This window comes from Microcoleus sp. Pol17C6 (assembly GCF_036701145.1).
In the GTDB taxonomy this organism is placed as follows: domain Bacteria; phylum Cyanobacteriota; class Cyanobacteriia; order Cyanobacteriales; family Microcoleaceae; genus Microcoleus.
In genome coordinates this window covers 27,442-46,133 of record NZ_JAUBQH010000056.1, presented here as the reverse complement: position 1 = coordinate 46,133, position 18,692 = coordinate 27,442, and the positions used below count along the sequence as shown (strand labels likewise).

Sequence of the window (18,692 nt, the reverse complement as noted above, 5' to 3'; positions counted from 1 at the left end):
GATTATATATCAAGTGGGAAGAGATGATAATTATCGCCTATTATACTGATGATCGGTAAAAAAGTCATTCTGGGGTCCACGAGTATTTATACTCATCGCAAAAGTGACACGCTCCCGGTCTTCCCTCCCTAGCCCTCTGTATATTGTTGCTCTTCCTACTTTAAACAGGGCGGCGGCTTTGGTTATACCCCCTCCATTTTCCACAGAATTCACTACTCTTTTTCTCAAATCTAGACTGTATGCCATTTTTCGGCTCCGAGTTAACAATTTTTCTTGATTTTACATCATCTTGCATTTGTCTCACATTTATTTGAAATGACTATATATCGAGGACGTTGGAGTGTTGAAACTCTATTTAAAATCGTAACTAAGAACTTTGAGGGCGAAATTCAAACCTTGGGTTATCTGAAAGCTGCTTTATTTTATTTTTGCCTCGCTTTGGTTTCTTACAATATTTTAGCTGTTGTCCGAAGAACTCTCGGCAGTGTACATGGTGTCGGTAAAATTGAGTCGAGTCTTTCAGAATTATACTTGGTTGATGAAATTCAAGGCACTTATCGAGGAATGACTATAGCCTGTGAACCTGATCATTGGTCATTTATCCAGGCTTGGTCTCTATCTCAATTAGCTGATTTTTTGTTGGATTTGGTTGGCTACCCGAGTGAATTTGAAGTCTTTCCTGAAGCAGCCACGCTCCCCCAAAAAGAAGAAACCCCCGGGGAATTGTGAACTCACGTCATCGTCATCTTTCTACAGCAAGGCTTTTAGACCAGGCTCGGCAGTCACCTTGACAGGGCTAGTTTGCGATCGCTTATTCAGCAAGCCCTAAATAAGGATTTGTCAAGGGATCGACAGATGCGATGCTCAAGCTCGCTCCTTCACCAGAATTGCTGCAGAGTAGGGGTTGTGCGGGACGGGAACGAGTCCAGCAGCATTTTGATTGGGAACGCAAAGTCGATCGAATACTTGAAATTTATCAACAAACGATCGACGATTGCTCGAAGCATTAGGTAGCCGACCATTAAAGCAAAAAGCAGCAGCTTTCAACCTGAAAGCTGCTGCTTGGGGGTGCTAAAAAAGTATGTGGCGGTTCAAAGACCCCCCTCTACCTCCTAGCTATCGAAAAACGGGTTAACCCGTTTGTGTGGTTAACCCGCGAGCTTGGAAACCTGCAGATCAATTAGTTTTGCACTACCAGCTTAACGTTGGCATTTTGCAAACCGCGCTGCTTGACTGCGGCCAAGGTCTTGTTAACTGCGTACTTCTGGTTGATGGAGTTGATTAACTCAGTTTGATTGTGTTTTTTGGCGACGCCCCAGAGGTCGGCAATCAGGTCAAAGGAACCATCGCTATTGCGAGACCAACCTAGGTCATATTCGCCTTCGAGAATCGCCACGATGTCGGAGCGAACGCGCTGACCGTTATAGCCACGAACATCAGCTTCTGACTTGACTGAAATGCCCAAGTCGCGCAGTGAAGCTTTCAGGATTTCGGCATCGGTGATTTTGGTACGCAGAGTGCTAAAGTGAGACATTGGATTTCCTCCTAATAAAACTGAGAGAGAAACAACAACGGTCTGGATTTAACGGTGCCGCTGGGCGGCTCTTCAATCGAACTGCTAGCTGTTGCTAGCCTTTGCTCCTGTTTGGACCAGGAGAAAGCTTTTAGAATTCCATTCGCTGGTATTCAGCGACGGAAGACGCAGCGGGCCGTGCACGCTGTCTAGCCCAATCTCGAAGGGCGGTGACCTGTTCGGTCATTGTTTTAGACAGTGGCATTGTAGATTTAATGGCCGCGATGATGTCTAGCTGCGTAAACTCTCGATCTTGAGCGAAGGCTTCGTACATTGCGGCTACTAGCGCTTGCTCAATCTCTGCACCTGAAAAGCCCTCGGAAACATTGGAAAGTTGCTCTAAATCGAAGCGAGTAATTTCCCGACGCCGCTTTGACAGGTGAATCTTAAATATATCTTGGCGTTCTTCTTTGGTAGGCAGATCAACAAAGAAGAGTTCGTCGAATCGGCCTTTCCTCAAGAATTCTCCCGGCAACCGCTCGATTCGGTTGGCTGTTGCCATTACGAAGACTGGGGAAGTCTTTTCTTGCATCCAAGTGAGGAAGGAACCGAAAATCCGGCTGGAGGTGCCTCCGTCTGAGTCGGCCGAACCAGTGCCTCCTGCAAAGGCTTTGTCTAGTTCGTCGATGAAAAGGAGGGCTGGAGAGATGGATTCTGCGGTTTTGAGGGCATTGCGGAGGTTGGCTTCCGATCGACCCACCATCGAACCGTCGTAGACTCTACCCATATCTAGCCTCAGCAGGGGCAGTCCCCACAGGCGGGAGGTGGTCTTGGCAATCAGCGATTTTCCGCATCCCGGTACGCCAAGAATTAACATCCCTTTTGGTTGGGGCAGACCGTATTCTCTTGCCCTCTCTGTAAAGGCGTTGGAACGCTGTCTCAGCCACCGCTTCAGCTCTTCTAAACCGCCGACTGCATCCAGGGTTTCGTCTTCTTCAATGAACTCTAGAATGCCGTTGCGCCGAATTAATTGCTTTTTCTCCGAAAGAACTATGTCTACTTCTTCTTCTGTGAGGCGCCCAGTCGAAACTTGGGCTTTGCGATAAACTTTTTCAGCTTCGTCCTTGGTCAATCCCAAGGCTGCTTTTAAAAGTTTTTCTCGCGCTTCTGTGGTAATGCGTCGCGATTTCGTTTGCTCCAACTGACCAGACAATACTTGGTTTAGTTCCTTCATGTCTGGCAACGCGAAGTCTAATACCACTACTTCCTTTTCTAGCTCGATCGGAATTTGCTGCAAAGGAGACATCAGTATAATTGTCTTTTGCGTTCCTTTGAAGTTGGCGATCGCATCGCGCAACCACCTCGTTACCGGAGGAGAATCTATAAAAGGATGTAAATCTTTGAAAATGTAGATGCTAGCGTTACTGTTGGGTTCTCGCTGCCTGATCACCCATTCAATTGCTGCCTCTGGCGAGACGGTGTTGTGTTGGGTGGTGGTGCGGGGTTGACCATACTCCACAATGCCGTGAGTTACAGTCCAGATAAATACTCGTCGCTGTGGTTTTGCTTGAGCTATTGTCGAAATTGCTTGCTCACACCGCTCTTCCTCGGATGTCACGAGGTAGATCAGAGGATATTGAGCTTGGATTAGAATACTGATCTCTTCTTGCATAGTCCTCGACCCACTAGAGACGGTGCTATCTTTGCTGAATCTCACTGCTGCCCTGGGCCCTGTTACTGAAAATTTCAGTTTTAGCTTTTTGGGGAAGCAAGGCATTCTTAGCAGGGAACCAATTCTTCCTCTCCCGGTTTGGCCGTGCTGGCACTGACGCCCGACACCTGCTTTACTGGAAGATCCTGTTCAGCCAATACGCTCGGCTGACTTGTTACGGAGGCCAGTTCTCCATCTCGCATTACTACTGAACCCGTGCATTCTGGACAGTTGTATACCCGATGGGTTTGTCCGTAGGAGGCTTCTACTTCGTCAACCAGTTCGGGATTTCCTAGGTAGAAGACAATTGCCCTTTCTGCAATTGATGACATCGGTTCAGTTTCGACTGCGGCTCGGATTTTGAGCTGGCGATGCAGTTCTGGTGGAAGATACAATGTAACTTTTTGCTTTTCTTGCATATGACAGTGAATTGACTTACCCGGGTATGTATATCAGATTAGCCGCTTAATTCTTTGCTGTCAAGCCTCTATGCAGCTTTAGCGTCATCTTGTAATATTTCGTTACATTTGAGGTAAATGTGGGTCTGTTAACAACGAAAAAGTTAGGGGTGTAGCTGATGAGGCCGAGGTACTGCGGCAGGTAGGGTAGCGTCAAGGACGATCGACCAACTATAAATATGAACAATAGATATATAGGAGTAGGGCCAACAAATTCTTTGAGCCGCCATCTGGGGTAAGGTGCGTCATAAACACCCAGCCAGCTCATGAGGTTACTAACTTTGGGCGCTTTTATTTTGAAACCAAACTCCCCCAAGCAGTTTTTATAGCTTTAAGTGTGCAAAATCCGAACGTGAAATAACCGTTTTCGGCTTTTTATCGGGATCAGATTTAACAAACCTTGACAGCGCTAGCGCTCAGCACCCTATGGTTAGACTTTTTGGATGACATTGTGTAAGGTGTTACGCACTTAATTTTTTTGCCCAAATGCTCGCTACAAGGACTCTAGGGTGCTAAATATTAAATTTAGATGGGTGTCAGCTTATCTTTAATAGGGCAGTGCTGGGTAATATATACTTGGATGCGGACCTGCTAACCTGAAATTTTTAATTTTAGATATCAAAGAATTGACTGATGGATTTAGATCAACAGATTCAAGCATTGATCGAAAAAGCTCCGCCCGACGGTTCGACGCCACAAATCTTAAAGGCGATCACCCCGGCACTGGTGTTAATTGCCCAACAGCTACAGCACCTCGAATACTCGATCCTGCAAGCGGTAGACCAAAGTTGGGCGATCGTGGTTTTGAGCAATCTCAAGCAACCGGGACGGGAGAAGAGGGTGATTTATGCTTGGAATAATCTTAAAGATGCGTCGCAGGCTGCGGCGGCTGGGGGCGATCGCCTCAGACCCGTGCTTTTGCCTGTCACTCACATTTTATTTCAGATGATAGCTCTGGAAGGTCTTGACAGCATTGTTTTTTTTGAAAGTCCCGGCAATCAGGAAGTCGGGACGGAAATCCCTCGCGAGCAAGTACAGAGTTTAATTAACGTTTACTTGCAACAGTATCGATCGGCTCCACCGCCGGATATTGCCTAAACAACTGAATTTTCTATTAATTGGTAACAGGGCATTAGGCATTGGGAATTACCCATTACCAATTCCCCATTACCAATAAAGTGTAACTTTTTAACCTCTAATAAAGTCTGCTCAAAACGTATTCAGCCAAATCAATCAAAGCTTGACGGGACTCTGAATGGGGCAGCGCAGCTAAATATTCGACGGCTTTCTGTGCGTGATTTGTGGCTAGTTCTCGCGATCGCTCTATGCCTTTAGAATCTTCTACCAGTGCCAGGGCCTGCTCTATATCTCCTTCTTGGGCAAATTCGCGTTCTATGAGAACTTCCAAGTAAGGTTTTTCTTCTAGGGCGAATAGTGCGGGTGCTGTCAGATTACCGCTTCTGAGATCCGAGCCTGCAGGTTTCCCCAAAGTTTCCGTTGAAGCGGTGAAATCTAATATATCATCTACTATTTGGAATGCCAAACCAATGTTCCGACCGTAGTTGTACAAATCGTCTGCTATTTCCGCTGAAACCTCGCTCAAACAGCCCGCTGCTTTGGAACTGTTGGCAATTAAAGACGCTGTTTTGTAATAACTTTTTTCCAGGTACGCTTCGATCGACAAGCTGGTGTCAAATCCATTGAGTCCCTGTTGAATTTCCCCCTCAGCTAAATCCATAATCACTTCTGAAAGCAGTTTGACTACTGGCAGGTTGTCGAGATTTGCCAAATGCCAGGAAGATTGAGCAAACAGAAAGTCTCCCGCCAATACTGCCACTCGGTTGTTAAACCGACTGTGAACCGTCGGCACTCCCCGCCGCAGATCCGACTCGTCCACCACGTCGTCGTGTACGAGACTAGCTGTGTGGATCATTTCCGTGATTTCAGCGAGGCGGCGGTGTTTTTCCGTGATTTCCCGATCGGGCATAGTCGCCTTGGCCATCAACAGAACGATTGCGGGTCTCACTCGTTTTCCCTTTGTGCCGAATAAGTATTCTGCAGCCGCGTACAAGATGGGATGACGGGCACCCACTAACTGTTTTAAGTTTTCTGTCAACAGTCGCAGGTCTTCTTCAACCGAGGAAAATAGGAGAGTGCTAGAGATCATGGATACGCCGACTCAAGCCGTAAAGTAACAAAATTTTACAAATCATATCTTTATTTTAAGGTAATTCTCTGCAATAGAAAAGAAAAATCTAGGCGATCGGCAGTTATTTGTCATCTGCCACCCGATGGAAGTCACCCGCCTGCCACAGGCGAGTAGCCGGCTGCCAGAGGGGTTGCCCCTATTGTATCGAATTGTTAAGGACACTGCCAAAAAATCTCTAAATCCCAGAAACCCTGTGTTATTATGGGTATTAAGGATTTAAACAATTCTATACATTAAGTACAGCCAGACTGGCAGGTAGCTTGTAGGTGCCTGTAAGAGTTTCGTAGAGCCAGCCTTGTTAGTCGATCGCAGCCAAAATTTCTGGGACAGATTTTTAGTTCCTCGCGGCTAAAAGTTTTCAGAAGTTAAGAGTAGCGCATCTTATGTGCACGGTAGCTCAAAGCAGCTAAAGTGGATGGTTTTAGGCTGTTTAAGCATCTGTAAAGCAGTAAATCATTATTGATGACCGGGAACGCCTAAATGTTCCCGTAGGCTTGATATGGAAAAACAGCCTTCAGAACCAAGGCATGGTCTTGCGTGCTGACTTAATGTAGTAGGTCTTGAACTTGTCCTGCTCCTCCTCGTCCTTGACTTTTGGTTCTAACTATGATTTATCGCGATATTCCTCTAATTATTCCCATTCTGGCCGCCGGCTATGTAATGACTATTTATGTAGTGCTGATGTTGGCCGAACGCAGCGCTAAAATCACTCGATTGGGCGAGTAGTGCATTGCTGGGCAGCCGAAGTCGGCAGCAGCGCCCTCGCTTCACCCTTGAGAACTCGGAATACTCAATAATAACCCTGCCTTGAATGCTTGCGCGCAAAGGCAGGGTTATTATTTACAATTGCGGGCACTGTGATTTTCTGGGCTGCTAGTTACTGCAACACATAGCTACAGTTATCGATGTTCAATGCCAACAGCCTCTGAGGCAGGATATTATATTTAGTAGCAGCTTGTATCGCTCACAGCAAGTTTCATCTCAGGGAAAGCAGGCCCATGTTCCGAGAAAGCTATTAAATTATTATCAAAAATGCTGAGTTTGAAGTTGTCGGTTCTGGTGCCAAAAAACGCAATATTTCTATTTTTTAGGACAATAACTTACAGAAATAAAACGCGAAATTTCTGAATCTATCAACCTGCTTTTTAAACAGAAAAAATCACGAAAATTGCACGGCAATCACCGATTTCATCAAAGCGTGATTAAATGGCTGATTCAGCCAGATAGTCTCTGTCATTTATTTACAGATTATCAATAAGATAATTTGCTAGGGAGAGACACACAAGTAATTTTTAATTTCACAAATATTCTCAATATAACTGTATGGTATAAAAGTAAGTGCCACTATTAATGACCCCCTTAAAAATCTATTAACTTTTGATTAAAAAAACTAAAACCAGAGTAAGAGTTGTCAGAAATTCTCAAGCTACACTGCCTAAATTGTTGTGTAATCCAGACGAACTCAAACAAGTTTCCCTAAATATGATGCAGAATGGTTTATCAATAGTCTGGACACTTTTTCTATGGCCCAATGGCTTATTCTCGCTTGACTTTGAGGCGAGCGTGGATAATTAAATCAATGTCACCTATACCCGTGACTTGCATTTAATTCGACTTTTTTATGATGCTTGCCCTGTAAGGCTTGTAGTATCGTTCCAAAAACTGTCCGGAGTATTGGTTTATAAGCGATAGAGAATTGCCGACTTTTAAAAGTAGAGGTGAGAGCAGAAAATCAGAGCCTGCTCGTCAGTGGCAAGTGAATTACCCGGGAATTTGGCCACAAATATGTGCTCCGTTCTTTACCACAAAACCCGCCGACGAAGGCAGGGACTGGGGACGGGAGATTGTTAAAAAAAGTGTGGAAAAACATTCGGGTAAAATAGAAGTAACATCAGTTATCGGTCAAAGGACGTGTATGGTGTTAATTCCGATCGCCGTTTAGCGGGATTGCACTAAAAATCCTACCAATGCGCGACTACAATGCAACTTTAGACCGATGTCAATTATCGATTGCGGTGAGCGTACCGCGAGTGTAAAATTTGAAATCTAAAATGTTATTAAGTGGCGGTTCCGCCTGCATATATTCCCCTTGATTTGCCCATGTCAACAACAGTTTCTGATACCCAAAGCTTGCTAGAACAGGCGATCGACCCCAAACCACCGGTGCTACCTCCAGACACACCCTTGAAAGTCGCAATTGCTGCCATGACTCAGGCGAGTGCCAGTTGCATTTTAATCGCGTTTGAGCAGCAATTGCTCGGAATTTTTACAGAACGCGATGTTGTGAAAATAACTGCTAGCGAAATACCGCTAGCAGGGGTGGCAATTTCTGAGGTGATGACTGAAAACCCGATCGCTATTTCCCTCGATCAAGCGGGAAATATCTTCAAGGTATTGAGCATATTGCGATCGAAAAGAATCCGTCATTTACCCCTCCTAGACGAAGGTGGCAACTTGCTAGGCGCTATCACCTGCGAAAGCATCCGTCAAATCCTCAAACCGGCCGACTTGCTGAAAATGTGGCGCGCCGAAGAAATTATGACCACACAAGTAATAGTTACTTCAAGCAGCGCCTCAGTTTTAGAAGTCGCAAAACAGATGAGAAGCCAGCGCAAAAGCTGCATAGTCATTTGCACTGACAGCGACAACAAAAATCAGAAACCTGTGGGCATAATTACAGAACGCGACATTGTTAAATTCCAAGCTTCTGGACTAGATTTTGCACGTACTCCCATCACCGCCAGGATGAGTTTTCCGCTGATACCGTTGCAGGTAAAAGCCACCTTGTGGCAGGCTCACCAGTTAATGCAGCAGCACAGCATCCGGCGCTTAGTGGTGGTGGACGAGGAAGGATTTTTAGCCGGAATTGTGACTGAAATTAGCCTGCTGCAGGCTTTAGATCCGGTAGAAATGCACGCAAATGTCGAGCTTTTGCAGGAAACAGTTGCCGACAAAATTCAGGAGTTGAACAAAATGAACGAAGAATTGCAAAAAGAAGCGTTGCGGAGAACAGAAGTCGAAGAAAAATTGCGAATTTTAAATGATAATTTGGAAGAACAAATAAAACAGCGAACTTTAGAATTAATTAATGCCAACAGTCAGTTAAAAAAGGAAATACAAGACCGCACCACGGCTGAAGCTGAAGTTCGCCGCCTCAACACCGAACTCGAACAGCGAGTTCTAGACCGCACGGTTCAACTAGCAGCCAGTAACGAAGAATTGCAGCAACAAGTTAGTGGTCGGAAACTGCTAGAAGAAAAATTGCACTTTTCTGAAAGGAAAGTCCGCGCCGTTTTTGAAGCAATGACCGACATAGTTCTCGTGCTAGACAGTCAGCGGAACATAGAAATTTTGCCAACGAATGTGGCAGCGGTGTCTGAGCCTGATTGCGATATAGTCAGCTTGACTATAGAACATTTTCTTGACGATAACAACCCGGATGATTGGTGGGTGTTAGTTCAGCAAGTTTTAGAGACCGAACAAACTATCAATTTTGACTACAGCTTAACAGTTTGTGATCGCGAAATTTGGTTTTCTGCCTGCATTTCTCTATTCTCAAAAGATGCAGTCATTTGGGTTGCCCGCAACATCAACGCCCGCAAAATAGCCGAGTCAGCTCTCTGCCAAAAAAATGCAGAGTTATCTCATACCTTAGAAGAACTGAAGCGGACTCAAAAAGAACTTATTCAATCTGAAAAAATGGCAGCCCTCGGACAGTTAATTGCCGGAGTTGCTCATGAAATCAATTCTCCTTTAGGGGCGATTCGCTCTTCTGTGCAGAACATCGCCGATTTCTGGACGGAACAGTTGCAGCAGTTGCCGATATTTTTTCAACAACTATCCCCGGAACGGCGGCAGGATTTCTTTGCTTTGCTACACAAGTCTAGCCAAGAAACAGATACATTATCTAGTAAAGAAAAACGTCAGTTAAAAAAACTTTTGCAGGGGCAATTAGAATCAGAAAAAATTGACGACGCCGCCAGTCTTGCCTGTACTTTATTAGATATCGGCATCGGTAATAATATAGAACCTTTTTTACCTTTATTGAAAGACAACCAAAGTCGAAACATTGTACAAACCGCCTACCAATTTGCTACGGTACAAAAAAGCACTAAAAATATTGCTACTGCTACAGATAGGGCCGCCAAAATCGTTTTTGCTTTAAAAAGCTACTCTCGTTATGACCAGTCGGGTTCCAAAGTAATCGCTAATATTACCGACGGTATTGATACTGTTTTAACGCTTTACCACTACCAAATCAAACACGGTGTGGAAGTAGTCAGAAACTATGGTACTAATTTGCCCTCTGTGCTATGCTATCCTGATGAACTCAATCAAGTTTGGACAAATTTGGTTCACAATGCTTTACAAGCGATGGGCAACAAAGGCGTGTTAAAAATTGATGTCAAACACCAAGCGAACGCAATATCAGTCAGTATTACCGACAGTGGTCCCGGCATCCCTCCAGAGATTATGCCGAGAATTTTTGAGCCGTTTTTCACAACTAAACCTCCAGGGGAAGGCAGCGGTTTGGGATTAGATATAGTTCAAAAAATTCTGGAAAAACACCAAGGTGAACTGCAAGTAGAAAGCGTGCCTGGCCAAACAAAATTTACTATATCCTTGCCCGTCGGAATCCCTTGATAGCAATAAAAAAAAGAGGAAAATGCCCCTATTTATAAAATTTAATAGCAGTAAAGTTTTATGTCTAAACCAGTAATTTTGTGCGTTGACGATGAAGTTGTGGTCTTAAATAGTTTAAAAATTCAACTTAAAAAAGAATTTGGGGATGCTTACCTCTATGAAGTAGCAGAAAATGCAGAGGAAGCTCTGGAAATTATGGAGGAAATTCAAAACGAAGATGAGAGTGATATTTTAGTCATAGTATCTGACTGGTTAATGCCAGGGATTAAAGGAGATGATTTTTTGATTATGGTTCACCACAAATATCCTAAAATTGTGAAAGTTATGCTGACCGGGCAAGCAGACGAAGTAGCAATAGCACGGGTGAAAGAGCAAGCAAACTTGCACCGTTGTTTGTACAAGCCGTGGGAACGCAAAGAATTAGTAGAAACTATAAAATCTGGTTTGACAAAAATATGAACAATAAACCTGTGATTATTTGTGTGGATGACGAACCAATAATTCTTGAAAGTTTGAAAATTGAGTTAAAAAAAACCCTGGGCGAAGAACACTTATTAGAAACCGCTGAAGGTGGCGAAGATGCTTTAGAGTTAATCGAGGAATTACTGGCAGAGGGGTGCGAAATCGTAGCAGTGATTTCCGACTATCTGATGCCGAATATCAAAGGGGACGAATTGCTCAAGCAGATTCACATAATTTCGCCAAAAACTATCAAAATTATGCTGACTGGGCAAGCAGACCTAGAAGCAGTGGCGAATACTATTAAATATGCTAAATTGTACCGATATATATCGAAGCCTTGGCAGTCAGAAGATTTGAAGTTGACGGTAAAAGAAGCGATTAACAGCTATTTTAGGGAGAAGCAATTAGCGCAACAAAATGCTCAACTCCAAAAGCTAAATCAAGAACTGGAAACTTTAGTCGAGGAGCGGACTGCACAACTGCGATTGTCTGAGGAAAAGTTTGCTAAAGCTTTTCGTTCTTCTCCCAATCCGATTACTATTACCAGATTTAATGACGGTCGTTATTTAGAAATTAATGAGGCTTTTTGCCAGACAATCGGTTATTCGGCTGCAGAAATTATCGATCGCACGGCGCTTGATTTGAATCTTTGGGAAAATATACAAGCCCGCGCCGAGTTGTTTAAAATGTTAGATGAAAAACAAATTATTCTCAACTACGAATTGGATTTTCGCACTAAAACAGGGGAAATCAGAACCGGGCTGCTGTCAGCAGAAATCATTGACATTCATGGCGAAACCTGCGTGATTTCTGTGATTCAAGATATTAGCGAGCGCAAATTAGCCGAAGAAAAACTCCGAGCTGTAGCGGCTTCTTTAGCAGCAGCGCAAAGAATCGCCCGTGTCGGTAATTGGGAATGCGATTTATCGGCCAACACAACTACTTGGTCGGAAGAATTATCTCGGATTTTTGGGCTCGATCCAACCCAGCCTGCGCCAACACTCACTGAGTTTTCGCAATACGTGCATCCCGACGATCGACAAAAGTGGCAAACAACGATCCACACTGCTATTGCTAGCGGGCAATCTTACAGTTTGGAATATCGAATTCTGCGCCCGGAACCGAAAATTGCTGCAGATAATTGCCCGTCACAAATAAGTGAAGCCGGCTTCATCCGCTACATTGAAGCCAGAGGAGAAGTAGTTGTCAACCAACAAGGTCAAGTGACAAAACTTTTCACAACTTTGATGGACATTACCCCACGCAAGCTGGCAGAAATAGCCCTTGCAGAGAGCGAAGAAAAATACCGTCATTTAGTTGAAACTTCCCAAGATATTATCTGGTCTTGCAATGCTCAAGGACACATTACTTTTGTCAACCAAGCAGTTAAACAAATATACGGTTACGAGCCTGAAGAAATGCTCGGCTGTTCTTTTAGCGATTTCTTAGCCCCAGGAGAAATAGACTGGAAATGGGAACTTCAGCAGCGCTTGCTGACGGGGAAAACTGTGTTTCAGTACGAAAATATAGTATTAGGAAAAGACGGCAGAAAGATTGATGTAAATACCAAGGCGATCGCGCGCATGGACGCTGAAGGAAACATCATCGGCACCACAGGCACTGCTAGCGATATTACCGAACGCAAACAAGCTGAAATAGTCCTGCAAAAAGCTAAAGAAGAAGCCGACAGAGCGAACAGGGCAAAAAGCGAATTTCTCTCGAATATGAGCCACGAATTGCGAACTCCCCTCAACGCAATTCTCGGTTTTAGCCAACTGCTAGCCCGCGACCCAGACCTCGATGCCGACCAACAGCAATACTTAGGAATTATTACCCAGAGCGGGGAACATTTGCTCGTTTTGATCAACAATATTCTGCAAATGTCAAAAATTGAAGTCGGGCTGGTGACACTTAATAACAGCACCTTCGACTTGCACAAAATGCTAACTAATACTGAAAATATGCTGAAGCTGCAAGCCGAGAAAAAAGGGTTGCAGTTAATTTTTGATTGCCCCCCAGATCTACCTCAATATATAGAAAGTGACGAAAGCAAATTGCGACAAGTCTTGATCAATGTTGTAGGGAATGCTATTAAATTTACTGCGGAAGGGGGTGTTAATGTGAGACTCAAACATGAGCTGCTAAGTAACAAAAATTCCCCCGAATTTCCTCCAAATGAAAGTTGCTGTTTGCTATTTGAAGTGGAAGACACTGGTTCAGGAATTTCTGCGGAAGAAATGGATAATTTGTTTAAACCTTTCGCACAAACAGAAAGCGGGAAAAAAGCTCAAGAAGGAACAGGTTTGGGCTTGCCAATCAGCAAGCAGTTCGTTAAGTTAATGGGAGGGAAGATGACGGTAACAAGCACCCTCGGTCGCGGCAGCATTTTTAGGTTTGATGTTAAAGTTTGGCTCCCTAATGCAGTGGAAATTCAGGTGGCTCAAACAGCTCGCCGAGTGGTGGGTCTGGAACCCGGACAGCCAGAATACCGGATTTTAGCTGTTGACGATCGCCTGGAAAGCCGCTTGCTGTTGGTCAGAATGCTGACATCGCTCGGCTTTGCGGTGCAGGAAGCTGAAAATGGCGTTCAAGCTGTGGAAATGTGGTCGAGTTGGGAACCTCATTTGATTTGGATGGATATGCGGATGCCGGTGATGGACGGTTACGAAGCTACTAAACAGATTAAAGCGCATTTGAAAGGTCAAGCAACGGTGATTATTGCTCTGACTGCAAGTGCTTTTGATGAGGAGCGATCGCTGATTTTGTCTGCTGGTTGCGATGATTTTGTAGCGAAGCCTTTTCGGGAGCAAGTGATTCTGGAAAAGATGGCTAAGTATCTGGGAGTCCGCTATGTTTACGATCGAGAAGCTTCGCTAACTTCTGATGCTGCGGTGTCCGCCGAGGTTTCCACGGCAACTGAAACGGCTGATTTGGCTTTTACGCTCAATACTTCATTTTTGGAAGCTATGCCTGCTGAATGGATTGATGAATTGTATTCTGCGGCGGATGCGGTTGATAACGAGGAGATTTTTCGGCTGTTGTCGATTCCTCCTATTAATGCGAGTTTCCGCAGCGCGATCGCCGATTTGGCGAATAACTTCCGGTGCGATCGGATTCTCGATTTGATTGACGAGTTTAGAAATTGTTGAAGGATGAAATAACAAGGGATAATAGGGGCAGGTTCAGGATTATTGATGATGTAGGTCGATCGCCTATTTCTAAACTCGCCTGCGGCCGATAGACTAATTTACTTGTAGGCCAGCTCCACACCTTCGTAATCATCAGTCATTCCTCATTCTTTAAGGTCAAATCTCAAATCTTAACTAGGATAAGTTCTGTAAATATAAAAGGAGTTGATTGAGGAGGGAGTGCTATAATGATGATTTAACCAGTTTTCATAATTTCACCACTTCTTAAATCAACACAAAATAGCGCTCGATGACCAACAATCAAATAGAAGAAAATAAAGGCAACATATTAATTGTTGACGATACTCCAGAAAATTTGCAAGTTTTATCAGCAACGCTGTCCGATCGGGGCTACAAAGTCCGCGGCGTAATTAACGGCAAAATGGCAATCAGGGCCGCGCGCTCTGGTTCTCCCGATTTGATTTTGCTCGACATCAAAATGCCCGAAATGGACGGCTACGAAGTCTGCACACAGCTCAAGGAAGATCCGAAGACATCCGACATTCCCGTTATTTTTATCAGCGCTTTAGATGAAGTATTGGACAAACTAACCGCCTTTCAAGTGGGAGGGGTTGATTATGTCACAAAACCGTTTCATGTAGCAGAAGTTTTAGCGCGAATCGAACACCAACTGACTATCCAGAGACTGAAAAAACAATTGCTCGATCGCAATAAAGAACTGCAAGAAGAAATAATAGAACGCAAAAAAGCCGAAGAAGCAGCGGCCGCTGCTTCGCTAGCAAAAAGTCAATTCGTTGCCAACATGAGCCACGAATTGCGGACTCCCCTGAACGCCATCCTGGGTTTTACCCAAGTCATGAGCCGCGACTCTTTGCTCAGCCACGAAAATCTCGAAAATCTCCGAATTATTAATCGCAGCGGTCAACATTTGCTGGAACTAATTAACGATGTTTTAGACTTGTCGAAAATAGAAGCAGGGATAATTGGCTTAGATCAACGCAGCTTTGACCTTTATCAACTCCTCGACACTCTCGAAGAAATGTTTCAAATCAAAGCTGAAACAAAAAAACTGCAACTGAGATTTTCCGTCCAGGCAAATGTTCCCCAATATATAAAAACTGACGAAAAAAAGCTGCGCGTTTGCTTAATTAACCTGCTGGCAAATGCCATGAAATTCACTCACGACGGGGGCCGTATTTGGCTGCGCGTGAGCGTGGAAAGCAACCAGTCACAGCCTGCAGAATCGGAAATTCATCCTAACTCTACCTCAGTCGAGCCATTGTTAATTTTGTTTGAAGTTGAAGATACGGGTGTTGGCATAGCAACAGCAGAAATTGATACTTTATTTGATGCTTTCGTGCAAACACAAGTCGGGAGAAAAGCTGCTGATGGTACGGGATTGGGTTTGACAATTACTAAAAAATATGTGCAGATAATGGGTGGGGATATTTGGGTTAAAAGTGTTTTAGGTGAGGGAACCAGTTTTAAATTTAATATCCGAGTATTTGCCGCTATTTCGTCTGAAATAACAATGGCGACATTGCAGCGGGTGATCGGACTAGAAGCAGATCAACCGGTTTATCGGATTTTAGCAGTTGACGACAATCAAGAAAATCGGCTGCTGCTGGTTAAAATGTTGCAACCAATTGGTTTTGAAGTCCGAGAAGCGGAAAATGGCTACCAAGCGGTTGAACTTTGGGAAACTTGGCAGCCTCATTTAATTTGGCTGGATACGCGAATGCCAGTAATGGACGGTTTTGAAGCTGTCCGAAAAATTAGAGCGAAAGAGAAACAAACTCAGTGGCGAACTATAATTATTGCTCTGACTGCTAGCACTTTTGAGGAAAAAAAAGGCGAAATTATCGCCGCAGGTTGCGACGATTTTGTGCGGAAACCTTTTCAAGAACAAATCCTTTTTGATAAGATGGCTTGCTACTTGGGAGTGCGCTATCTTTATCAAGAGTTGCCCCGACTCCCTATCGGGGCTTTACGGCGTTATTCTGTGAACGAAAAACCCGATTCATTTTTCGGAGGGCTGCTGGATCAGATGCCTCAAAGCTGGGTGAAGGAACTCTATGACGCAGCTAATGATGTTAATGAAGAGCTGGCGATTCAACTTGTCGATCGCATCTGGGAAAGTCATCCAACTTTAGCTGAGGCTTTAAAAGATTTGCTTGCCGATTACCGACTCGACAAGATAATGGATTTAACTCAATCGAGTTTAAAATAAATGGATAATAGCGAAATTAAAGTATTGGTGGTTGATGACCAACCAAGCAATCTGCGGTTCTTATCCAAACTGCTAACCTCCCAGGGGTATCAAGTTTATCGAGCTATTTGCGGTCAACTGGCGTTGAATGTTGCGAGCACCCATTGCCCCGATTTAATTTTGCTCGACATTAGAATGCCGGAAATGAACGGTTATGAAGTTTGTCGGAGACTGAAAGCGACACCAGAAACTGAACAAATTCCGGTAATTTTTTTAAGCGTATTAGATGAAATGAACGATAAACTACAAGCTTTTCGAGTAGGAGGCGCCGATTATATTACTAAACCATTTCAAGTAGAAGAAGTTTTAGCGCGCATCGACAAGCAAGTCCGATTGCAAAAACTGCAACAGCAATTAAAAGAACAAAATTATCAACTGCAACAGTCACAGTCGCTGCTTGCTAGCATATTAAATAGTTCCTTAGACTGTGTGGTGGCTTATTCTGCTGTCCGCAACAGTGAGGAAAATATTGTAGATTTCCAGTGGCTCTTAATCAACCCTGCCGCTGAGAAATTTTATGGTCTGCTATTACATGAGATAGTTGGCAAGAATTTGTTAGCCAAAGTTTCCCAGGTTAGCAATAAAAGGTTATTTGATTTGTATGTTTCTGTAGTAGAAACAGGAGAAACTGTAGACCAAGAATTTTATTACGAACAGGAGGGAGATACAATTGTTTGGCTGCACATTGTGGCGGTCAAATTAAATGATGGTCTGGCAGTAACATTTCGTAACATTAGCGAGCGCAAACGAGCAGAAATTGCCCTACGAGACAGCGAAGAACGCTTCCGCGCGATATTCGAGCAAGCTGCGGTCGGCATAGCTAAAACCGCGCTTTGTGGTAAATTTATGCGGGTAAATCCCGGCTTTTGTCAAATTGTCCGTTATGGACAATCCGAATTGTTACAGCAAAATTGGGAGGCAATTACTCACCCAGATGACAGAGAAGCGGACAGAGAATACCTGCGCTCGCTGTTATCCGGGCAGATTCAAACTTTTTCTGTCGAAAAGCGTTTGCTATGCAAAGATGAGGCAGTGCGCTGGGCAAATGTTACTGTTTCGGCAATGCGCGATGTCAAGGGGACGCTGCAGTATTTGATTTGTGCGATCGAGGATATTTCCGAACGCAAGCTGGTACAAGAATTACTGCAAGAGAGTTTAGACACTCAAACCCGCTACGCTCAAGAATTAACTCGTTCTAATGCCGAACTAGAACAGTTTGCTTACGTGGCTTCTCACGATTTGCAAGCGCCTTTGAGCACGATTGCTGGCTACGCTCAACTATTAGAAAAACGCTTTCCCAACCAACTTGATGCCCAAGGGAATAAATTTATCCGCAATATTGTTCATTCTTGCGAGCGGATGCAGGCGCTGATTGATGACTTGCTGGAGTATTCGCGGGTCGGTCGCAGTCAGAAACCTTTTGAGATGATAGATTGCAATCGGGTTTTTGAGGATGCTTGTGCTAATTTGCATTTGGCCATCCGCGAGAATCAAGCTTCAGTGACTAGGGGGAATTTGCCAAGGATAAAAGGTGACTCTTTTCAACTGCTGCAACTGTTTCAAAATTTAATTGGTAACGCCATTAAGTACCGCAGCAGTGAGGCGCCGGTGGTGCAGGTGGACGCTTCGCATCAGGGGGATAGCTGGGTGTTTTCAGTGCAGGATAATGGTATTGGGATTGCCTCACAGTACCATCCGCGAATTTTTCAGATTTTTCAGCGCTTGCACACCCAAAAACAGTATTCGGGAACTGGTATCGGTCTAGCGATTTGTCAAAGAATTGTCGATCGGCACGGTGGCAGCCTGTGGGTAGAATCAGAACCCAATCGAGGCTCGACTTTTTATTTTTCTATTCCTATACCAAAGTGAAGTCAGCAGTTCGCCTGAAGCAGTCAATCATTTTTAGATTTTAGAATTTAGATTTTAGAATTGAAGAAAGCGACCTTACTGATAAATCCGGGGGCTTGTGATGAGGATTGGGAGCTTTTTTCTCGTTCCACGGATGAATCCGGGCGCTTGTCACCAAATTGCTTGATTGTCACCCGTCCTTTACTTAAGCTTTAAATAGCTTTATCTTTTCTTTACAAAAATGCTTATAAACTGTAGCATATTCACTGATGACATCGAGCGATTAATCTATCACTATAAATCTAGTAGCTCTATCCTTATACAACTTATAAATCAGCGGTGCGCGCAAGACTTGTTAATTTTTTTCAACTGTATCCAGAGCATCTTGCTTTGGGATGCAATACTTTCCCTAGTAGTTCGCCCAGAAGG

General features: G+C 44.1%; 13 protein-coding genes and 1 pseudogene. 9 read left to right on the top strand and 5 right to left on the bottom strand.

The window, feature by feature from the left end; all coding sequences use genetic code 11:
• Positions 1-111: 111 nt before the first annotated feature.
• Positions 112-246: pseudogene (locus QUA25_RS22765) on the bottom strand (IS630 transposase-related protein); the annotation flags it as partial.
• A gap of 69 nt (positions 247-315) precedes the next feature.
• Here QUA25_RS22765 and QUA25_RS22760 point away from each other — a divergent pair.
• Both QUA25_RS22760 and QUA25_RS22755 read left to right on the top strand, forming a co-directional pair.
• Positions 316-729: a hypothetical protein gene (locus tag QUA25_RS22760; protein ID WP_333041402.1), complete on the top strand. Its 414-nt coding sequence runs from the start codon at positions 316-318 to the stop codon at positions 727-729.
• Positions 730-860: 131 nt separating this feature from the next.
• Entirely contained in the window at positions 861-1,010 is a 150-nt protein-coding gene (locus QUA25_RS22755; protein ID WP_333041401.1) for a hypothetical protein, read from the top strand.
• Positions 1,011-1,180: 170 nt separating this feature from the next.
• Here QUA25_RS22755 and QUA25_RS22750 read toward each other — a convergent pair whose 3' ends face one another.
• The 3 genes from QUA25_RS22750 to QUA25_RS22740 all read right to left on the bottom strand — a co-directional run bounded on the left by QUA25_RS22750 (position 1,181) and on the right by QUA25_RS22740 (position 3,643).
• Entirely contained in the window at positions 1,181-1,534 is a 354-nt protein-coding gene (locus QUA25_RS22750; RefSeq protein ID WP_006635781.1) for a DUF1257 domain-containing protein, read from the bottom strand.
• A 130-nt stretch (positions 1,535-1,664) separates the two neighbouring features.
• Positions 1,665-3,185: a stress-responsive protein Ycf46 gene (gene ycf46 / locus QUA25_RS22745; protein ID WP_006635782.1), complete on the bottom strand. Its 1,521-nt coding sequence runs from the start codon at positions 3,183-3,185 to the stop codon at positions 1,665-1,667.
• A gap of 107 nt (positions 3,186-3,292) precedes the next feature.
• Positions 3,293-3,643, bottom strand: coding sequence for a hypothetical protein (locus tag QUA25_RS22740; protein WP_006635783.1), 351 nt, complete (start codon positions 3,641-3,643; stop codon positions 3,293-3,295).
• Positions 3,644-4,315: 672 nt separating this feature from the next.
• Between QUA25_RS22740 and QUA25_RS22735 the strand changes: the two genes are divergently transcribed.
• Positions 4,316-4,780 (top strand): hypothetical protein, encoded by a 465-nt coding sequence (locus QUA25_RS22735; protein ID WP_333041400.1) that lies wholly within the window; start codon positions 4,316-4,318, stop codon positions 4,778-4,780.
• A gap of 97 nt (positions 4,781-4,877) precedes the next feature.
• On the opposite strand, the gene sds is transcribed toward QUA25_RS22735, so the two are convergent.
• Positions 4,878-5,849, bottom strand: coding sequence for a solanesyl diphosphate synthase (gene sds / locus QUA25_RS22730; protein WP_190658411.1), 972 nt, complete (start codon positions 5,847-5,849; stop codon positions 4,878-4,880).
• A 1,798-nt stretch (positions 5,850-7,647) separates the two neighbouring features.
• Between sds and QUA25_RS22725 the strand changes: the two genes are divergently transcribed.
• From QUA25_RS22725 to QUA25_RS22700, 6 genes are all read left to right on the top strand, one after another.
• The gene (locus tag QUA25_RS22725) at positions 7,648-7,833 is read left to right on the top strand and encodes a hypothetical protein (RefSeq protein WP_333041399.1); all 186 of its coding nucleotides are present in this window, start codon (positions 7,648-7,650) and stop codon (positions 7,831-7,833) included.
• Between the two features lie 158 nt (positions 7,834-7,991).
• Positions 7,992-10,535: a CBS domain-containing protein gene (locus QUA25_RS22720; RefSeq protein WP_333041398.1), complete on the top strand. Its 2,544-nt coding sequence runs from the start codon at positions 7,992-7,994 to the stop codon at positions 10,533-10,535.
• Between the two features lie 60 nt (positions 10,536-10,595).
• Entirely contained in the window at positions 10,596-10,994 is a 399-nt protein-coding gene (locus QUA25_RS22715) for a response regulator (protein ID WP_333041397.1), read from the top strand.
• Positions 10,991-14,146, top strand: a complete 3,156-nt coding sequence (locus QUA25_RS22710) for a PAS domain S-box protein (protein ID WP_333041396.1) — start codon at positions 10,991-10,993, stop codon at positions 14,144-14,146. Before QUA25_RS22715 ends, QUA25_RS22710 begins: the two co-directional genes overlap by 4 nt.
• A 289-nt stretch (positions 14,147-14,435) precedes the next feature.
• A complete protein-coding gene (locus QUA25_RS22705; RefSeq protein WP_333041395.1) occupies positions 14,436-16,376 on the top strand; it encodes a response regulator in 1,941 nt (646 codons plus the stop codon).
• Positions 16,377-18,284 carry a PAS domain S-box protein gene (locus tag QUA25_RS22700; protein ID WP_333041394.1) on the top strand — a complete coding sequence of 636 codons (1,908 nt, stop codon included), beginning with the start codon at positions 16,377-16,379 and terminating at the stop codon, positions 18,282-18,284.
• Positions 18,285-18,692: the final 408 nt, after the last annotated feature.

Coding starts and splice junctions, on each gene's coding strand:
- QUA25_RS22760 (WP_333041402.1), top strand. CDS start 316: ATGACTATATATCGAGGACGTTGGAGTGTTGAAACTCTATTTAAAATC.
- QUA25_RS22755 (WP_333041401.1), top strand. CDS start 861: ATGCTCAAGCTCGCTCCTTCACCAGAATTGCTGCAGAGTAGGGGTTGT.
- QUA25_RS22750 (WP_006635781.1), bottom strand. CDS start 1,534: ATGTCTCACTTTAGCACTCTGCGTACCAAAATCACCGATGCCGAAATC.
- ycf46 (WP_006635782.1), bottom strand. CDS start 3,185: ATGCAAGAAGAGATCAGTATTCTAATCCAAGCTCAATATCCTCTGATC.
- QUA25_RS22740 (WP_006635783.1), bottom strand. CDS start 3,643: ATGCAAGAAAAGCAAAAAGTTACATTGTATCTTCCACCAGAACTGCAT.
- QUA25_RS22735 (WP_333041400.1), top strand. CDS start 4,316: ATGGATTTAGATCAACAGATTCAAGCATTGATCGAAAAAGCTCCGCCC.
- sds (WP_190658411.1), bottom strand. CDS start 5,849: ATGATCTCTAGCACTCTCCTATTTTCCTCGGTTGAAGAAGACCTGCGA.
- QUA25_RS22720 (WP_333041398.1), top strand. CDS start 7,992: ATGTCAACAACAGTTTCTGATACCCAAAGCTTGCTAGAACAGGCGATC.
- QUA25_RS22715 (WP_333041397.1), top strand. CDS start 10,596: ATGTCTAAACCAGTAATTTTGTGCGTTGACGATGAAGTTGTGGTCTTA.
- QUA25_RS22710 (WP_333041396.1), top strand. CDS start 10,991: ATGAACAATAAACCTGTGATTATTTGTGTGGATGACGAACCAATAATT.
- QUA25_RS22705 (WP_333041395.1), top strand. CDS start 14,436: ATGACCAACAATCAAATAGAAGAAAATAAAGGCAACATATTAATTGTT.
- QUA25_RS22700 (WP_333041394.1), top strand. CDS start 16,377: ATGGATAATAGCGAAATTAAAGTATTGGTGGTTGATGACCAACCAAGC.